Below are 17213 nucleotides of genomic sequence, written 5' to 3'. Positions count from 1 at the left end.
CCTCTCCCGCGCACGGGAGAGGGGACTTTCGGTGTCGAAGGGGTGGTGCCCGGCGCCGGGGAAGCGGCCGGCGCGGCTACCGGACGGCGAGCGCCTTCTTGATCAGCTCGTCGCCGCCCTTCACCTTCTCGGCGAAGTTCTTGTAGGCGCTGTCCTGCGCCACCTTCAGCCAGGCGTCGTAATCGGCGGCCGACATCTCGATCACCTCGACGTTCGCCTTCTTGTAGGTGTCGATCAGCTTCTGGTCGCCCTTGCGCACTTCTTTGGCGAACCAGTCCTGGGCCTTCTTGCCGGCGGCGAGGATGGCCTTCTGCTGGTCGGGCTTCAGGCGGTCGAACACCACCTTCGACACCAGCACCGGCTCGTACATGAACCACAGGGCGTTGGCACCGGGCGCGGTCAGGCACTTCACCTGCTCGTAGAGCCGGTACGAGACGAAGCTCTCCGACGAGGTGTTGGTGGCGTCCAGCACGCCGGTCTGCATGCCCGAATAGATTTCCGACGACGGCATGGAGGCGATGGAGGCGCCCGCCTTGGCCAGCATCTGCTCGAAGGCGGGGCCGGCGGCGCGCGTCACCTGGCCCTTGATGCTGTCCGGACCGGTGATGCAGTTCTTCTTGGAGGCGAAGGCGCCGGAGAGCCAGGCGTCGGCGATGACGATGGCGCCCTGAGCCTCGATGATCTTCTTGATGTCCTTCATGAAGTCGGAATCGTTGAGGCGCTCGGCGCGGTCGAAGTTGCGCACCAGGCCCGGCATCAGCGTCACCGAGAATTGCGGCACGCGGCCCGAGGCGTAGTCGAGCGGGAACGAGCTCATGTCGAGCTGGCCCTTGGTGAGCGCGCCCCACTGCTCGTTCGGCTTGAAGAGCGAGGCGCCGGGGAACACCTGAATCTTGATGCCGACGTTCGCCCCTTCCACGTCGCGGGCGATCATCTGCACCATCTCGTCGCGCGGGTCGCCCTTGCCGCCGGGGAACTGGTGCGAAGCCTTCAGCGTGATGTCCTGCGCGAGGGCGGGCGCGGCGAGCGCGACGGCGGCGCAGACGGCGGCGGCGAGCGCGGTGCGCATGCCGGTGTTGGGGTGCCTGGTCATGGTCTTCCTCCCTGCGGCCGCGGATTCCGGCGGCCGGCTATTGCGTTGCTCCCTGGTCCGCCGGGGTTTCTCCCCGGTCGGTGACCCTCCCTTGGCGGGGAGGGTCCGGCCGTTACGGCTTTACGCTACGTTACGATAGGTGTCCTTGTAGGTCTCGCGCAGGATGTTCTTCTGCACCTTGCCCATGGTGTTGCGCGGCAGTTCCTCAACGAAGAACACCCGCTTCGGCAGCTTGAACTTGGCGAGCCGGCTCTCCAGCGCCGCATGGATGTCGGCCTCGGCGAGCCCCGCGCCCTTGGTGCGCACCACGACCGCGGTCACGCCCTCGCCGAAGTCCGGGTGGGGCAGGCCGATCACGGCGCTCTCCTGCACGCCGGGGATGGCGTCGATCTCGCCCTCCACTTCCTTGGGATAGACGTTGAAGCCGCCGGTGATGACGAGGTCCTTGCCGCGCCCGACGATGTGCACGTAGCCGGCGGCGTCCACCTTGCCGAGGTCGCCGGTGATGAAGAAGCCGTCGTGGAATTCGCTCGCGGTCTTCTCCGGCATGCGCCAGTAGCCCTTGAACACGTTGGGGCCCTTGACCTCGATCATGCCGATCTCGTCGGCGCCGAGCACGCGGCCGGTCTCCGGATCGGTGACGCGCAGGTCCACCCCCGGCAGCGGGAAGCCCACCGTGCCGGCGATCCGGTCGCCGTCATAGGGGTTGGAGGTGTTCATGCCGGTCTCGGTCATGCCGTAGCGCTCGAGGATCGCCTTGCCGGTGCGCTCCGCGAAGGCGCGGTGGGTTTCGGCGAGCAGCGGCGCGGAGCCGGAGACGAACAGGCGCATGTGCGCCGTCGCCTCGCGGGTCAGCCCGGGCTGGTCCAGCAGGCGGGTGTAGAAGGTGGGCACGCCCATGAGGCTGGTGGCGCCTTTGCCCATGAGCGCCAGCGCTTCTTTGGCGTCGAACTTGGGACAGAAGATCATGGAGGCGCCGGCCAGCAGCACCACGTTCGAGGCCACGAACAGACCGTGGGTGTGGAACAGCGGCAGCGCATGGATCAGCACGTCGTCGGCCGTGAAGCGCCAGTAGTCCTTCAGCGTCAGCGCGTTCGACAGCAGGTTGTCGTGCGTGAGCATGGCGCCCTTGGCGCGGCCCGTGGTGCCGGACGTGTAGAGGATGGCGGCGAGGTCTTCCGGACCGCGTGCGACGTCCTCGAAGGTCGCGGGCAAAGCGGCGGCGGCCGCGGTCAGCGAGCCTGTGCCGTCGGCCCCCAGCGTCTCCACCGCCGCCACGCCGAGCTTGCCCGCCAGCGCCTTCGCCTCGGCGGCGATCTCCGGGCGGCAGACGAACACGGTCGGCGCGGCGTCGGAGAGGAAGTACTCCACCTCGTTGAGCGTGTAGGCGGTGTTGAGCGGCAGATAGACCGCGCCGGCGCGCACCGCGGCGAGATAGAGCGCGAAGGCCGGCCAGGATTTCTCCACCTGCACCGCCACCCGGTCGCCCGGCTTCACGCCGCGCGCGACCAGAAGGTTGGCGAGCTGCGCCGACAGCGCGAGCGCGTCGCCATAGGTTTCGGCGCCGCCGGAGGGATGGAGGGCGAGGGGCTTGTCGAGGTCAGGGATGGCCGCGCGGACGGCGCTGAAGAGATGGTTCGTGGTCATGTTCTTTTTTGGGCTCAGGGGATGGGGACGAGTGCGCGCGGCGAGGGGTCCGCGCGCAACAGCTTGCGCACCGCCGGGCTCGCCACCACCTCGCTCTTGCCGGCGAATGCCTCGTGGTTCTTCTCGATGTCGGCCAGGATGTAGCGGTAGTTCACCATCAGGCCCGCCGCCTGGGCGATGCCCTTCGGCGAGAGGTCGCCCATGGGGTTGATGCGCTCGAGCCGCGCGCCGTTGCCGAGGTGGAACCGCGCCACCGGGTCCAGGGGCTTGCCTTTGCTGGTCTTCGCAACCAGGAAGTAATGGGCGGCGGCGGCGGTCAGCGCCGGCGTGATGTCGGCGCGCACCGCCTCGTTCTCGGCCCAGTCCGGCGCGTCGAGCGCCTTCAGCGCCTCTTTGTCGGCGGGCGTCAGCGCGCGCGAGCTGTCGGCCGCGCGCTCGGCCTCCAGCCAGGCGCGGAAGCCCGGCACCGGCGAGAGCGTGACGAAGGTGGTGAGCGAGGGGATCTCGCGGGATATCTCCTCCACCACCTGCTTGATCAGGAAGTTGCCGAACGAGACGCCGCCAAGCCCGCGCTGGCAGTTGGAGATGGAGTAGAACACCGCGGTGGTGGCCTTCTCGGGCTCCAGGTGCTCGCGCTTCTGGTCGAGGATCGGGGCGATGGCGGCCGGCGGCTCCTTCATGAGCGCCACCTCGACGAAGATCAGCGGCTCGTCCACCAAAGCGGGATGGAAGAAGGCGTAGCAGCGCCGGTCCGGACTGTCGACGCGGGCGCGCAGGTCGTTCCAGTCGCGGATTTCGTGCACCGCCTCGTAGCGGATGATCTTTTCCAAGACGCTCGCGGGCGTGGACCAGTCGATGCGGCGCAGCACGAGGAACCCCCGGTTGAACCACGAGGAGAACAGGTGGCCGAAATCCCGGTCCACGCTCGCAAGGTCGCGCCGGTGGGCCATGGCGTCCATCAGGTTCTCGCGCATCCGCACCAAGGAGAGCGTGGCGCCGGGGGCGAGGTTGAAGCGCCGGAACAGCTCCTGGCGGCGCGGCTCGGAGGCGGCGTGGATCTCGGCCACGGCGGCGTCCGAGCCGGTGCGGGCGTAGCTCTCGACGGCGGCGCCGAGGCGCGCCCGGTCCGGGCCGAACTGCTCCGCCAGCCCTTCGAAGAAAGCGATGCGCTCGCCGGTCTTCATGCGAGTGTAGCGGCCGAGGATATCGGTGGCGAGCGCGACGCCCGAGGCCTCGCCCTTGCCCGAGAGCAGGTCCTCGCAGCGCTCCACCAGGGTCGCCGCCTTGGTGGCGCCGCTCACCCGGCTGTTGCGGTCGAGCAGCGCGCGGCCGCGGTCGGCGATGGAGGTCAGCAGCTCGCCGAAGAAGGAGGTGTTCGCGTTCATCGGAGCGCTCCCGCCGCTGCCTGCCAAAGCCCCGCCCGGCCGCCATGGGACAAGGGAACGGGCGCGAAGGCAAGCCCTGCAAAGGCAAGCGCTGCCGTGGCCAACCGCGCCGGCGCGCCGGCGCCCGCCGATGATGCGCCCGGCGCCGCCATGGGGCGCATCTGCCTCGTCCGGAGTTCGGTGACCGCAAAGCGCATGATCGACCCATGATCGCCTGTTTTCACCATTGAAGCCGCACTCTGCATGCGCTGTCAACGTTCATGTATACAAATTTTTTCCTCTTGCATTTCCAGCCAAGGTCTTCTTCCCTCGGCGGCGGAGGAGACGGCGGTGCGCGGAGAGCAGACCCCCAAGCTGCGGGAGGCGCTGGAGGACGACATCGTCGCCGGCCGCCTGCGGCCCGGCCAGCGGCTCGACGAGGTGGGCCTCGCCGAGCGCTTTGGCGTCTCGCGCACGCCGATCCGCGAGGCGCTGATCCAGCTCGCCGCCTCGGGCCTCGTGGACATCCGCCCCCGGCGCGGCGCCCACGTGACCCTGCTCGGCCCGCGCGAGCTGGTGGAATCCTTCGAGCTCATGGCCGAGATCGAGGCCTCCTGCGCGCGCCTCGCGGCGGCCCGCATGGGCGCGGCGGACCGCGCTGCCATCGCCGCCGCCCATGGCGAATGCCGCGCGGCGGTGGCGGCCTCGGACGACGCCGCCTACTACCCGGCCAACGCCCGCTTCCACGCCGCCATCTACGCCGCCACCGGCAACCGGGTGCTGGGCGCCGAGGCGCTCCGCCTGCAGCGCGCGCTCCAGCCCTACCGCCGGCTGCAGCTGAAGGTGCCGCGCCGCATGGATGCCTCGTTCGCCGAGCACGAGGCGATCCTCGAGGCGCTGTTCGCCGGCGACGGCGCCGCCGCCGCCGAGCGCGTGCGCGCCCACGTTCTGGTGCAGGGCGAGCGCTTCATGTCGCTGATCGCCGCCCTGGAGCAGGAGGAGGACGCCGCCCGCGCCGGGTGAGGGCGCGCGCCGCCTCCGCCGAACGGGGCATCGACAGGCGCCGCGGCCGGGCCTATCCCGCTTGCGAGCCGGCAGTCCGCGTTCCATTGCCGCGTGAAGCGGGGGGCGCCAAAGTCCGGCCAACGAGAACGGGGGAGGGACGGATGGCCGGCGCGGATCTCACGCAGCCCTATGATTATGTGATCGTCGGCGCGGGCTCGGCCGGCTGCGTGCTCGCCAACCGCCTCTCGAAGGACCCGAAGGTGCGCGTCTGCGTCATCGAGGCGGGCGGGCGGGACAATTGGATCTGGTTCCACATCCCGGTCGGCTATCTGTTCGCGATCGGCAATCCGCGCGCCGACTGGTGCTTCAAGACCGAGCCGGAGCCGGGCCTCAACGGGCGCCAGCTCTCCTATCCGCGCGGCAAGGTGATCGGCGGCTCCTCGGCCATCAACGCCATGATCTACATGCGCGGCCAGGCGGGCGACTACGACCATTGGCGCCAGCTCGGCCTGGAAGGCTGGGGCTGGGACGACGTCTTGCCGCTGTTCAAGGCGCACGAGGACCATTTCCTCGGCCCGAACGAACACCATGCCAGAGGCGGGGAATGGCACGTGGAGTTTCCGCGCGTCACCTGGCCGCTGCTCGACGCGGTGCGCCGGGCGGCGGCGCAGGACGGCATTCCGCCCATCGCCGACTTCAACACCGGCGACAATGAAGGCTCGTGCTATTTCCACGTGAACCAGAAGGCCGGCCTGCGCTGGAGCACCGCGCGCGGCTTCCTGAAGCCGGTCCTCGCGCGCCCCAACCTCGACCTCGTCACCGCCGGCCATGTGGAGAAGGTGATCCTCGAGGACGGCCGCGCCGCCGGCGTGGTGGTGCGCACCAAGGACGGCGCGCGGCGCATCAACGCCCGGCGCGAGGTGATCCTCGCCGCCGGCGCCCTCGGCTCGCCGCAGCTGCTCATGCTGTCCGGCCTTGGGCCGGCGGCGCACCTCGCCGAGATGGGCCTTGCGGTCGCGCGCGACATTCCGGGCGTCGGCGCGAACCTCCAGGACCACCTGCAGTTGCGCACGGTGTTCAAGGTCGCCGGCGTCGGCACGCTGAACGAGCGCTACCATTCGGTGTTCGGCAAGATGGGCATGGGGCTCGACTTCGCCCTGCGCCGGCGCGGGCCGCTCACCATGGCGCCCTCCCAGCTCGGCCTGTTCACCCGCTCGTTTCCCGACAAGGCGCGCGCCGACCTCGAATTCCACGTCCAGCCGCTCTCGCTCGACAAGTTCGGCGACCCGCTGCACCGCTACCCCGCTTTCACCATGAGCGTGTGCAACCTGCGCCCCACCTCGCGCGGCACCCTGCGCCTGAAGAGCCCGGACTTCGCCGCCGCCCCCGCCATCGCGCCGGCCTATCTGTCCAGCGAGGAGGACCTAAGGGTGGCCGCCCAGTCTTTGCGCATCGCCCGGCGCATCGTCGGCCGGCCCGCGCTCGCCCCGTTCCGGCCGCAGGAGACGGTGCCGGGCGCAGCGATCGCCGACGCCGATGAGGCGGGCCTGCGGCGCGCGGCGGGCGCGGTGGGCACCACCATCTTCCACCCCGTGGGCACCGCGAAGATGGGCCTTGAGAGCGATCCCCTGGCGGTGGTGGACGCCCGCCTGCGGGTGATCGGGGTTCCCGGCCTCCGGGTGGTGGACGCCTCGGTGATGCCCGCCATCACTTCCGGCAACACCAACTCGCCCACGGTGATGATCGCCGAGAAGGGCGCGCGCATGATCCTGGAGGACGCGCGGTGAGCCGCCGCGGGCCGGGGCAGGGGACGCGGCAAGGGACGCGGCAAGGGACGCGGCAAGGGACGCGGCAAGGGACGCCGGACGGGACGCGGGAAGGGACGAGACTGGTGCGCGCCGGCCTTCTTGCCGCGCTACTCGGCGCCGGCGGTGCGGCCGCGCCCGCCGCGGCGTCGACGCCGGAAGCCTGGGCGCAGCTGTTCCGCGCCGCCGAGGCGGCCTGCCTTGCCGCCACCGGCCTCGCCGAGGCGCGGGTGGAGGGCGCGCCGGTGGATTTTTCGGCCCACGTTCTCGTCCTGGTGCGCGGCCGCTGGCCCCAGCCGCACATGACGGGCGCCCCGCCAGCCGCCTTCGCCTGCCTCTACGCCAAGGCCGACGGCAGCGCCGAGGCGCATGAGCGCCGGCTGCCGTGACCGGCGCCGCCGCGGCCGAATTTCCCCGCCCGCCTGTGCACGCCCGTGCGGCACGGTTGCCGGAGGCGTGCGCATGGACTAAGAAGGCCGAACCGGCTCAAAGCCTGCACCCGTAGCTCAGCTGGATAGAGCGTTGCCCTCCGAAGGCAAAGGCCGCACGTTCGAATCGTGCCGGGTGCGCCATCACAATCAGAAGTTGCTTTGGTATTTGCGCGGAAGTCGCGTTTTTCCATCCTAACGCTGGACGCTCATTGACCGCCTTGGCAAGACCGGGGCGCGGCTCCCGCCTGCATCTGAATCTCGCCTCCTCCAAAATTCGACGGTCTATGAGACGCTCGGCTGGGCGAGCCTGCTTCCACGGCGGCCTCTGAAGAGCACAGAAGTCGGCAGACGCCCGATGCCTCCCCGCCGCTCACAGATCGTCAATCACAAGCACCAGGTCCGCTCCCGCCTCCCGTCACGTCGAGCTGCTGTCCCTTCCACTCGCGACCAGCTCTCCCTCGTTGGTGGGCGATATGAACACGCTTCGCTACGGACGCGTGGTGGGAAGCAGGCGCTATATCACTGTCCTGAATGACGGGAGCACCAACAGCTGGGCTGCTAACACGCTTCCAACGGGAACTGAGGTTCCGGATTTTGGCGAGCCCCCAATGACCTGGAAGCCTGGGTGACTGTCCTCACTGCAGAGGCAAAAGATGACCCGAAGCGGCCTTTGGCAATCTCCGGTCTCGAGCAAGTTTATTGCCTCGGCCTCTACCATCCTGATGGCACCGGAGGCAGACTGACGGCTTTTAGAGAGCGGGGCCGGGAAAGCACACGTGCCGTATGCGTTCCCCGCCCACATGCGGTTCGAAATTTGTCCGGTAGACCTGACGGTTGCTCACTCAGCTTTTTCAGCTGCTGCTAGCTTGCGACTTCCAGGGTCGAGATGAACCCGCCGACCGCCGGCTGAGACAAGGTTGAGGAGCTTGTAGCGTCCGACGCGCTGGGCATCGACCAGTGGTGCCCACCGGCTTCCCGGATTCTGTGCACGACATAATCCTCAATGCGACCAGCGGCAGGGGTATCCCGCAGGAGGATATTTTCAGCGTCGAGTTCCTTCCAGGTCAGCTCTTCTGAAGAGGCGAGTCGGTGGGCCTGGGGGAGGGCAACGAAAACCGGCTCCGACCAGAGATGGCTCGCGTAACAGTCGGCGAAATCTGCCATGTCGATGACAAAGGCAATATCCATACGAAATTGACGCAGCGCATTGATATGCTCATGAGCCTCGCCTTCGACAAAATCAATGTGAACCGACTGATACCGTGAATCATACCGGCTAAATTGCGCAGATGGGAAGCCGGACGACAGGGATGAAAACAGCCCGACCCGGAGATGGCCGCCCTCGGCTCTTCCAATGGCTGCAACCTCCGCAGCGCCTTCCCGGATCTGCTCCAAAGCGTGACGCGCTCGATGCAGGAAGCGCTGGCCAGCTATCGTGAGGTTGATTCCGCCATGATGTCGCACGAAGAGGGAAACGCCAGTTTGATCCTCAATGTCTCGGATCCGGCGGCTAACAGACGATTCTTGAATACCAAGTGCGGCTGCCGCCTCGCGAAAGCTTCCGGTCTCCGCCGCAACGATGAAATATCGGAGATGGCGAAAATCAATCTTGAGTGCTAACGGCCTCACGGTGCCGTTCAAATAAAATAAACCGAGCTCAATGGGTATAATATTCGAGATGCGGTGTGAAATTTCAGGTTTTGCGACATGATGGCGATGGACGAGCCGGCTAGGTTTTGGTCTGGGGCGGCTTCCTTAACGGCGATCGACGTCGAGAGCGCGTCACTGTCGCCGAGCGATTTCTATAAAAGCCTTTACCAGTGCAGTCGAGAACGCCGGATCATTGATATTGTAGGGAAGCCGGCTAATACGGCGATCTTTCGTTGTCATTGTATCGCGCTCAAGCGCATCAAATAGTGCGGCATCAGCCTCCGGCGAGTGGAATGATTTGCCGGGCATATCGAGCGCAGACATCCCCCCTTCCGGGATTAGGACGCGTACGGAACCTTCGCAGCGATTGAGCTTGGCGGCGATCCATTCGCCAATACGTCTGCATTCGTCGACCGATGTCCGCATCAGCGTGACTTCGGGATTGTGCATATGGAAGGTCCGGTCCCCGAATTCCTTGGGTACCGAGCCACGAGACCAGAAATTAACCATGTCCAGGGCCCCGAGCGACATCACATAGGGAATCTTGGTGCGGATAATGGAGCCGAAGCGGTCTTCAGTGCAGGGCAGGACACCTCCGACGAGAAAGTCCGCCACCTCGGTTGTCGTGATGTCGATCACGCCGGAGAGGAAACCTGAATCGACCAGCTTTTCCATGGTTTGTCCGCCGATCCCGGTGGCATGGAAAGACATGCAGTCGAACTCATCATCCAATTCGCTCCGCACCTGATCGACGCATGGTGTCGTGACGCCGAACTGGGTCAGGCCGATTTGTGGATGCAAGCCGTCGACCGTTGGAAGATGCCATTTCGCCATGCCAGCGATGGCATGAGCCGCATTGCCGAGCACCGTCCGGTTGATCTGGTTCAGTCCAGCGATGTCAGTGATCGAGTACATCATGGCGATGTCGGTACTGCCGACATAGGCCGCGACATTACCCGACGCGATGGTCGACACCATGATCTTGGGCACGCCCACGGGCAACGCTCGCATAGCGCGGGTGACAATGCCGGTATTTCCGGACCCGCCTAGTCCGATGACGCCGTCGATATTGCCTTGTGCCGAGAGAAAGGCGCTCAGCGCAAGGCCCATTGCCTCGACGGCGGTCGCCCGGTCATTGAGGCCAAGGACGGCGTTCTTCCCCGCCGGATGGTGCGCCGCCACATCCTCGGCGGTGATATCGGCATGGCCGCTCCCGCGTGTCCCGACATCGACGAGAACCGCCTTCACCCCAGCCTCCACGATGACCGACTTCACGAAAGCCAGTTCATCCTGCTTGGTGTCGCACGTTCCAACCACATAGACCACACCCATCGTATCTACCCTCTTGAGACGCCGGCGCGTTCGCATTGCGTTTCGTGAACGTTCACGGTAAGAGTGATAGGAGATGAAATGCCGTGCTGTAAAGTCTATTGTCGGACCGACGCAGCGCATGGACCTTCCGATGCAGAAATCTCTCCGACGCCCGGTCACGCTCAAAGATGTTGCAGCCGCGGCGGGCGTTTCCTATCAGACCGTCTCGCGCGCCATCAACGGATTTGGAGAGATCAACGCCGAGACCTCGCAGCGCGTGCTGAAAATCGCTGCTGAACTGGGCTATCGCCCGAACCGACTGGCCAACAGCCTACGGAGCGCGAAGTCTAAGGCGTTGGGGCTAGTGGTTTCAGATATCGAGAATCTGTTCTTCGCCGAGGTAGCGGCCGGCGTCGAGGCCGAGGCGACCGAGCGCGGCTACTCTGTCCTTCTTGCCAATACCAGCGAAGACATTCATCGCGAGCGGACGGCTATCCTCAATCTATTCGAAAGCCGTGTAGACGGGCTGATCGTCGCCCCGGCGGAGGGGGAGCATGATTTTCTCAAGACCGATCTGCCGGAAACTTTTCCCGTCGTCGCGATCAACCGCAGCTTGTCGTCGCCGCTCTATGGCGCTGTGCTAAGCGAGAACAGGGAAGGTGCCGGGGCGGCGGTCGAGTATCTGGTCACGCGCGGCCATACCAAGATCGGTGCTGTCGTCGGCAGCCCCAATCTGATGACGTCACAAGAGCGTCTGGATGGTTTTCGAAGCGCCATGGAGCGGCTCGGCCTTCCGATCGAGCGTCATTGGACCGCAGCGGGTACGATCTATCCGAAGGGCGCATGCGAGGCGGCAATCGAAATCCTGAAGCGTTCCGACCGACCGACCGCCATCATCACCTCAAGTCAGCGCATCACGCAGGGCGTGCTGATGGCGCTGAGGCATCTGGGGCTGAGACACGGTGTCGACGTGGAACTGGTGGGTTTTGACGACTTTCCCTGGGCCGCGCTGCTCGATCCTCCAGTCACGGTGATCGCGCAGGATACCCACAATATCGGGCGAAAGGCTGTCGCCATGCTGCTCGGCATGATCACCGGCACCGGCGAAGCTGCGGAGATCCGCTTGCCGACGCGGTTGGTGGTTCCGTCGTAAGCGCGCGACCACTGCGACAGGTGAGAAAGTCCCGTCGGAGTAGCCCGCTTGACATGGCGTAGCTTCGATGGCATTTCTTCGTGAACGTTCACGGAGCGGGCGCACCCGCTTTTTCCGGCGAACCGTGAACGTTCACGATAAGTGAGCGCTAAAAAATAGACGTGGGAGGATACTATGCGTCGCGAGAAGTTATCACGCCGCTGGCTGCTGAAAGCAGCCGCGGCAACTGTGCCTTTTTCAGCGGTCGGCCTAGCCCCGTCCGTGTCGATTGCGCAGAACGCGATCAAGCTGCGCCTGTCGCACGACGAGCCGGCGACGATGATCACACACGGTGTGCTGACCGAAATGGCGGCGGCCGTCGAGAAACAGACCAATGGCGAAGTTACGATCGCCATTTTTCCCGGCGCGCAGCTCGCTGGCGGCAATCTCAAGGCGCAGTTTCAGCAGAACCAGGCCGGCGCCATCGACATCGCCATCACCGCCACCGGCATTCTCAACAACTGGACGCCGCGCGCCGACATTATCTCGTTGCCGTTCCTGCTGTCCGGCGTCGAAGACATGAAGAAGCTCGTGTCGAGCAGTGTCGGCGATGACGTTAAGAAGGCCGTCGAACCGCTTGGCCTCTACGCCGTTGACATCTGGGCACGCGATCTGCGGCATTGGGTCAATGTCAAGCGGCCGATCATCACTCCGGATGACATCAAGGGTCTTCGTTTTCGGGTGCCGGAGACGTCATTGTGGGTCGCGACCTTCCGGGCGCTTGGTGCAACGCCGACGCCCATGTCTTTTGGCGAAGTATTCACAGCAATTCAGCTGGGAACGCTCGATGGAGCTGAGCGACCAACTGAATTCATCGTTGGCGAAAAGTGGCAGAGCATCGCCAAATATCTCACTATCTCCGCCTATACGGGCGACGCATTGATGCCAACCTTCAACAAGGCGCGGTGGAGCAGTCTGCCTCCTGACGTTCAACGTATTTTGACCGACGCTTTTCGCACGGCGGGCGAAGCGAAGTTCGAGCGCGAGAAATCGATGCGCGCCATCGTCATCGACACGATGCGTAAGGCCGGAATGGAGGTGAACGTTCTCACCAGCGAGAATCGTGAGGCCTTCAAGCGCGGGGTCACGCCGGTGTGGGAACAGTGGGGCGCAAAACTGCCGGCAGGCATGATCGAGCGCGCCCAGATGGCCGTAGGCAGCTAAACCGATGAGTAGAACGTGGCGGGCGATCGACCGAGGGCTCGATCGGCTCGAAAGCGCGATCCTGATCATCATTATGATCGCGCTCTTTGGCCTCGTGGTGCTGCAAATCGGATCACGCTTCATGGGCCATCCACCGCCCTGGACCGAGGAGATCAGCCGCTATCTCATGGTCTGGCTGATGTTTTTCGGCGCAGCCGTATGCGTCAGGCACGATGAGCACATTGGTTTTGTGCTGCTCGCCGAATCCACGCCGGCCCCGATACGGACACTGCTTCGGCTTGTGGCGCGTATTGGCACACTGGTCTTTATGCTCGTCATTCTTTGCCTGAGTTCGGTGTGGGTCGCCGGCCTGGTCTCTTCGGAGCAGACCGCCATTACGCTCCCCATGTCGATCTATTGGGTCGGACTGGCGCTTCCCGTGGCGAGCGCGCTGGGCTCGATCTATGCCGCACGAAACGTCGTGGATCTGCCGGACGAGGCGTCAGAACTGCCGCCGGCCGTTGAATAATCCGTCGAAAATCGGGAACTGTCATTATGAGTATGGCACTCATTTGGGTGATCGGCTTCGCCGTTCTTGCCTGTCTGGGCACGCCCATCGCCGTAAGCATGGGTCTCGCGGCGGTGCTGGCGATCGGGCTCTCGGGATCTGTCCCATTCAGCATCATTCCTATCATGATGTACAACTCTATGGATTCGTTCCTACTTCTCGCCGTGCCGTTCTTTGCGCTGACGGGTTTCCTTATGGACTCCGGTGGCATTGCACGGCGCATCTTCAGTTTCTCGCAGGCATTGGTCGGTGGGTTTCGCGGAGGCCTCGGCAATGTGGTCATCAATGCCGCGATGATCTTCGGTGGAATTTCCGGTTCGTCCGTGGCGGACGCGGCGGCCCTCGCGCCCATATCCGTAAACTCCCTTGAAAAGCATGGCTATCCGCGCTCCTACGCTGCCGGCCTCATTGCCGCCGCCGCCTCGCTTGATGTTCTGATCCCGCCGAGCATCATCGCGGTTGTCTATGCCGTAACCGCCAATGTGCCGGTGTCGGCAGCGCTCGTCGCCGGCGCTGTTCCGGGTATCCTCGGCGGACTTTTCCTCATGGCGACGAATTATCTGATCGTCAGCCGCGCCGGCTGGGGCGACCGCCAGCCATTCGAGTTCCATAAATTGCTGCATGAAGGGAAGATCAGCTTCTTTGCAGTATTTGCGCCAGCCTTCATTATCGGCGGCTTTGCTCTGGGTTACTTCACACCTACCGAAGCATCCGTTATCGCCGTGATCTATTCCGCGGTCGTCGCCATCGTCATCTATGGCGACACCAAGGTCTCGGTCCTGCCGGCACTGCTTCTGAAGTCGGCACGGATTTCGGCTTCGACCCTGTTCCTCATCGCCTGCGCGTCGCTGAGTTCGTACATCCTCACGGTCGAGCAGGTGCCGGCGATGATCGCCGAATTCCTAATCGACGTGTCGGGCGGCAACAAATATCTGCTGCTTCTTCTGGTGAACATCCTTCTGCTGGTTGTCGGCATCTTCATGGAGGGGCTGGCAGCAGTCCTGATCCTGACGCCGATCCTTCTGCCAGCGATCAAGAGCGTGGGCGTCGATCCCATCCATTTCGGCGTCATCATGATCGCCAATCTCGCGGTCGCATTCATCCACCCGCCAGTCGGTGTCGTGCTCTACGTGGTCTCCAGCGTTACCAAGGTCCCGCTGTGGGATGTGGCGATGGCATGCCTGCCGTTCCTGGCCGCTCTGATCTTCAATCTCCTGCTCATCACCTATGTGCCTTGGCTATCGCTTGGGCTGGTCCATGCGCTCGGCCTGTAAGCGGCCGTACACTTCTGAAAGGACGTCTCATGAACCGTAAGCAAGCACTCGAGCAATTGGCGGCGACTGTCGCGTCCGGTGCGGCAATTGTCGGGGCAGGCGCGGGCACCGGATTGTCGGCCAAATGCGCGGAAGCGGGCGGCGTCGATCTCATCATCATCTATAATTCCGGCCGCTACCGCATGGCGGGCCGAGGCTCCATGGCCGGCCTCATGCCCTATGGAGATGCCAACGCCATCGTCGTCGAGATGGCAAGCGAGGTCCTGCCCGTCGTCAAGCATACGCCCGTGCTCGCCGGTGTCTGTGGAACCGATCCGTTCCGCCTGATGCCGCAATTCCTTCGCCAGTTGAAGGAAATGGGTTTCACCGGCGTTCAGAACTTCCCGACCGTCGGCCTCTTCGACGGAATCATTCGCGCGAATTTCGAAGAGACCGGCATGGGCTATGGGCTTGAGGTCGACATGATCCGCCATGCCCATGAGCTCGACCTGCTGACCAGTCCCTACGTGTTCAATGACGGCGAGGCAGTGGCGATGACCGAGGCCGGCGCCGACATCATCGTCCCACATATGGGACTAACCACGAAAGGCGCGATCGGCGCCCAGACCGCCATGTCGCTGGAGGAGGCGGCGCGGCGAGTGCAGTCAATGCACGACGCCGCCAAGCAAGTCCGTTCCGATGTTCATGTGCTCTGTCATGGCGGGCCGATCTCCGGGCCGGAAGACGTCGATTTTATCCTCAGGAACACCACCGGCATCTCCGGCTTTTTCGGAGCCTCCAGCATGGAGCGTCTGCCGACCGAGATCGCCATCACCGATCAGGCGCGCCAGTTCAAGCGTCTGCAACAGTCAGTCTGAAAGAGAGCGACCATGCGTTTCGAAAACAAGATCGTCATCGTTACGGGCGCCGCCCGTGGGCTCGCAGCCGCAGCCGCCAGGATGTTGGCAAAGGAAGGAGCTTCGCTAGTGCTCGCGGATTTGGACATGGATCGGCTAAAAAAGGTCGCCGCCGACATCAATGCTTCGTCACCGGAGAATTCGCAGGCCGTCGCGGTCAAAGTCGATGTAACGTCGCCATTGATGATCGACGGCATGGTCAAGAAGGCTTTGGAAAGGAATGGGCGGATCGACGCCATCGTAAACTGTGCTGGCGGATACCATCACTACAACGGGTTAATCAGCACCTCCGAACAGGAGTGGAACAGCATCGTCGATACCAATCTGAAGAGTATTTTCCTGTGCTGTCAGGCGGTTTTGCCGACCATGGTCAAGCAGAACTACGGCCGCATCGTCAATGTGTCGTCTCTCGCGGCGCGCACCTATAGCTATTTCCTCGGCTCCCATTATTCCGCCGCCAAAGCCGGCACGCTCGGCCTTACGCGGCACATTGCCCATGAGTATGGCCCCAAGGGCGTCACCGCAAATGCCATCGCGCCGACCGCCTTCCGCGGCGAACGTCTCTCCGAGATCATGTCGCCCGAACAGGAACGCGACCTGATCAGCAAGACGCCGCTGCGGCGCATCCCTGACGCGGAGGATATCGCCCCCGCTATCGTGTTTCTCGCGTCTGACGAGGCCCGCTTCATCACCGGCGTAACGCTCGATGTGAATGGCGGCCTCGTGACCCACTAGCCGGGATCGACATCATGACGAAACTTCGTACAGCACTGGTCGGACCGGGCCGGATCGCTCTGGCCCATCTCACGGCAATCCAGAACAACCCCGACCTCGCCGAACTTGTCGCCATCGTCGGCCTGCCACATGAGGCGGAGAAGACGCGCGAATTGGCGACGCGCTTTCGCGCCGAGCGCGTCTCTCACGATCTCGACGAGATCCTCAACGATGCATCGATCGATGCCGTCGTCCTGACGGTCCCCAACCACCTACATTGCTCGGTCGGCATCAAGGCGCTCGAAGCCGGTAAGCACGTGCTGGTCGAGAAGCCACTGTCGAACACGGTCGACGAAGCCGACCGTATGATCGCCGCTGCCAACGCAACTGGTCGCGTTCTGATGGTCGCGCAGTGCCGCCGCTTTTTTCCTGGTGCTCAGGAGGCCAAGAAGCGCGTCGCGGAGCTCGGCCGGCCGCTCGACATCATTCATATCCTTGGTGTCGATGTGCCTCAGGCGCAAGCTGATTGGTGGAAGTCGGCCGATGCCACAGGCGGGCTGGCGCTCGGTCTCAACGGACCGCACGTCATCGATACAATATTGTGGCTGCTGGGGGAGAAGCCGATCACAGTTTACGCCCGGACCGGGCAGCTAAAGCCGCAGAACTGGCAGGGTGAGGATCAGGCGACCGTGGTTCTCAGTTTCGCCGACGGCAGTACGGCGACAGGGCACCTGTCCTTCAACATGCGTCCTCACACCAATGAACGCTGGATCATCGGACCGAATGGCAGCATGCACCTGACCCACGACCGCATACTGAAACTGGATGGACAGGAGGTCATCGACAGTACGTTGACCCCCTACATTGAAGGCGATGAATCCTTCGACAACCAGTTCCGGGAATTCGCGTTGGCAATCAGGGAGGGCAGGGTGCCTCAAGCCTCGGCCGTCGAGATCCGACCGGTGGTCGAGGTCATCAGCGCAGCGCTTGCCTCGGCGAGACAGCACGCACCAGTCGATCTCGTTTGAGAAGATCCTCTTTTTGCGAGTTCTGAGGGATTGAGCGATGACGTCGCTCAGCGTCTGCTTCATCGGCGAGCATGGGCTAACGCCGATGGGCA

15 protein-coding genes and 1 tRNA gene are annotated in these 17213 nt (G+C 64.3%); 11 read left to right on the top strand and 5 right to left on the bottom strand.

Translation table 11 applies throughout. The annotated features are described in order from the left end of the window. Window positions 1-76: 76 nt before the first annotated feature. The 3 genes from ABLE88_RS05025 to ABLE88_RS05015 all read right to left on the bottom strand — a co-directional run bounded on the left by ABLE88_RS05025 (window position 77) and on the right by ABLE88_RS05015 (window position 4125). Entirely contained in the window at window positions 77-1069 is a 993-nt protein-coding gene (locus ABLE88_RS05025; RefSeq protein ID WP_348831087.1) for a TRAP transporter substrate-binding protein, read from the bottom strand. Window positions 1070-1213: 144 nt separating this feature from the next. Then, entirely contained in the window at window positions 1214-2740 is a 1527-nt protein-coding gene (locus tag ABLE88_RS05020; protein ID WP_348830348.1) for a malonate--CoA ligase, read from the bottom strand. Window positions 2741-2754: 14 nt separating this feature from the next. After that, window positions 2755-4125, bottom strand: a complete 1371-nt coding sequence (locus ABLE88_RS05015) for a malonyl-CoA decarboxylase (RefSeq protein ID WP_348830347.1) — start codon at window positions 4123-4125, stop codon at window positions 2755-2757. 330 nt (window positions 4126-4455) lie between these two features. Between ABLE88_RS05015 and ABLE88_RS05010 the strand changes: the two genes are divergently transcribed. The 4 genes from ABLE88_RS05010 to ABLE88_RS04995 all read left to right on the top strand — a co-directional run bounded on the left by ABLE88_RS05010 (window position 4456) and on the right by ABLE88_RS04995 (window position 7486). Further along, the gene (locus tag ABLE88_RS05010; protein WP_348830346.1) at window positions 4456-5127 is read left to right on the top strand and encodes a GntR family transcriptional regulator; all 672 of its coding nucleotides are present in this window, start codon (window positions 4456-4458) and stop codon (window positions 5125-5127) included. Between the two features lie 143 nt (window positions 5128-5270). Beyond that, on the top strand, window positions 5271-6896 hold the full coding sequence (locus ABLE88_RS05005) for a GMC family oxidoreductase (protein WP_348830345.1): 1626 nt from the start codon (window positions 5271-5273) through the stop codon (window positions 6894-6896). 104 nt (window positions 6897-7000) lie between these two features. Next, on the top strand, window positions 7001-7303 hold the full coding sequence (locus tag ABLE88_RS05000; protein ID WP_348830344.1) for a hypothetical protein: 303 nt from the start codon (window positions 7001-7003) through the stop codon (window positions 7301-7303). A gap of 106 nt (window positions 7304-7409) precedes the next feature. Further along, window positions 7410-7486, top strand: a tRNA-Arg gene (locus tag ABLE88_RS04995). A gap of 720 nt (window positions 7487-8206) precedes the next feature. On the opposite strand, the gene ABLE88_RS04990 is transcribed toward ABLE88_RS04995, so the two are convergent. Together ABLE88_RS04990 and ABLE88_RS04985 are read right to left on the bottom strand one after the other, a co-directional pair. After that, window positions 8207-8986 carry a LysR family transcriptional regulator gene (locus ABLE88_RS04990; RefSeq protein WP_348830343.1) on the bottom strand — a complete coding sequence of 260 codons (780 nt, stop codon included), beginning with the start codon at window positions 8984-8986 and terminating at the stop codon, window positions 8207-8209. Window positions 8987-9127: 141 nt separating this feature from the next. Further along, window positions 9128-10327 carry a Tm-1-like ATP-binding domain-containing protein gene (locus ABLE88_RS04985; protein ID WP_348830342.1) on the bottom strand — a complete coding sequence of 400 codons (1200 nt, stop codon included), beginning with the start codon at window positions 10325-10327 and terminating at the stop codon, window positions 9128-9130. Between the two features lie 130 nt (window positions 10328-10457). On the opposite strand from ABLE88_RS04985, the gene ABLE88_RS04980 reads away from it, so the two are divergent. The 7 genes from ABLE88_RS04980 to ABLE88_RS04950 all read left to right on the top strand — a co-directional run bounded on the left by ABLE88_RS04980 (window position 10458) and on the right by ABLE88_RS04950 (window position 17121). After that, window positions 10458-11459: a LacI family DNA-binding transcriptional regulator gene (locus tag ABLE88_RS04980; RefSeq protein WP_348830341.1), complete on the top strand. Its 1002-nt coding sequence runs from the start codon at window positions 10458-10460 to the stop codon at window positions 11457-11459. 174 nt (window positions 11460-11633) lie between these two features. Continuing rightward, window positions 11634-12662, top strand: coding sequence for a TRAP transporter substrate-binding protein (locus ABLE88_RS04975; RefSeq protein ID WP_348830340.1), 1029 nt, complete (start codon window positions 11634-11636; stop codon window positions 12660-12662). A 4-nt stretch (window positions 12663-12666) separates the two neighbouring features. Continuing rightward, complete coding sequence (locus tag ABLE88_RS04970) at window positions 12667-13170, top strand: TRAP transporter small permease (protein WP_348830339.1); 504 nt, start codon at window positions 12667-12669, stop codon at window positions 13168-13170. A 26-nt stretch (window positions 13171-13196) separates the two neighbouring features. Further along, window positions 13197-14483 carry a TRAP transporter large permease gene (locus ABLE88_RS04965; RefSeq protein ID WP_348830338.1) on the top strand — a complete coding sequence of 429 codons (1287 nt, stop codon included), beginning with the start codon at window positions 13197-13199 and terminating at the stop codon, window positions 14481-14483. Window positions 14484-14512: 29 nt separating this feature from the next. Next, window positions 14513-15340 carry a phosphoenolpyruvate hydrolase family protein gene (locus tag ABLE88_RS04960; protein ID WP_348830337.1) on the top strand — a complete coding sequence of 276 codons (828 nt, stop codon included), beginning with the start codon at window positions 14513-14515 and terminating at the stop codon, window positions 15338-15340. Between the two features lie 12 nt (window positions 15341-15352). After that, complete coding sequence (locus ABLE88_RS04955) at window positions 15353-16114, top strand: SDR family NAD(P)-dependent oxidoreductase (RefSeq protein WP_348830336.1); 762 nt, start codon at window positions 15353-15355, stop codon at window positions 16112-16114. 14 nt (window positions 16115-16128) lie between these two features. Then, complete coding sequence (locus ABLE88_RS04950; RefSeq protein ID WP_348830335.1) at window positions 16129-17121, top strand: Gfo/Idh/MocA family protein; 993 nt, start codon at window positions 16129-16131, stop codon at window positions 17119-17121. The last annotated feature ends 92 nt before the right edge of the window (window positions 17122-17213 follow it).

Origin of the sequence: Xanthobacter luteus, assembly GCF_040049235.1 — a bacterium.
Classification (GTDB): Bacteria; Pseudomonadota; Alphaproteobacteria; order Rhizobiales; family Xanthobacteraceae; genus Xanthobacter.
Note: the sequence above shows the minus strand (reverse complement) of the source record. Positions and strands in the feature narration are given on the sequence as shown.

Excerpts from the sequence above, each read along its gene's own strand:
- ABLE88_RS05025 (WP_348831087.1), bottom strand. The coding sequence starts at position 1,069 with ATGCGCACCGCGCTCGCCGCCGCCGTCTGCGCCGCCGTCGCGCTCGCC.
- ABLE88_RS05020 (WP_348830348.1), bottom strand. The coding sequence starts at position 2,740 with ATGACCACGAACCATCTCTTCAGCGCCGTCCGCGCGGCCATCCCTGAC.
- ABLE88_RS05015 (WP_348830347.1), bottom strand. The coding sequence starts at position 4,125 with ATGAACGCGAACACCTCCTTCTTCGGCGAGCTGCTGACCTCCATCGCC.
- ABLE88_RS05005 (WP_348830345.1), top strand. The coding sequence starts at position 5,271 with ATGGCCGGCGCGGATCTCACGCAGCCCTATGATTATGTGATCGTCGGC.
- ABLE88_RS04985 (WP_348830342.1), bottom strand. The coding sequence starts at position 10,327 with ATGGGTGTGGTCTATGTGGTTGGAACGTGCGACACCAAGCAGGATGAA.
- ABLE88_RS04980 (WP_348830341.1), top strand. The coding sequence starts at position 10,458 with ATGCAGAAATCTCTCCGACGCCCGGTCACGCTCAAAGATGTTGCAGCC.
- ABLE88_RS04975 (WP_348830340.1), top strand. The coding sequence starts at position 11,634 with ATGCGTCGCGAGAAGTTATCACGCCGCTGGCTGCTGAAAGCAGCCGCG.
- ABLE88_RS04970 (WP_348830339.1), top strand. The coding sequence starts at position 12,667 with ATGAGTAGAACGTGGCGGGCGATCGACCGAGGGCTCGATCGGCTCGAA.
- ABLE88_RS04965 (WP_348830338.1), top strand. The coding sequence starts at position 13,197 with ATGAGTATGGCACTCATTTGGGTGATCGGCTTCGCCGTTCTTGCCTGT.
- ABLE88_RS04960 (WP_348830337.1), top strand. The coding sequence starts at position 14,513 with ATGAACCGTAAGCAAGCACTCGAGCAATTGGCGGCGACTGTCGCGTCC.
- ABLE88_RS04955 (WP_348830336.1), top strand. The coding sequence starts at position 15,353 with ATGCGTTTCGAAAACAAGATCGTCATCGTTACGGGCGCCGCCCGTGGG.
- ABLE88_RS04950 (WP_348830335.1), top strand. The coding sequence starts at position 16,129 with ATGACGAAACTTCGTACAGCACTGGTCGGACCGGGCCGGATCGCTCTG.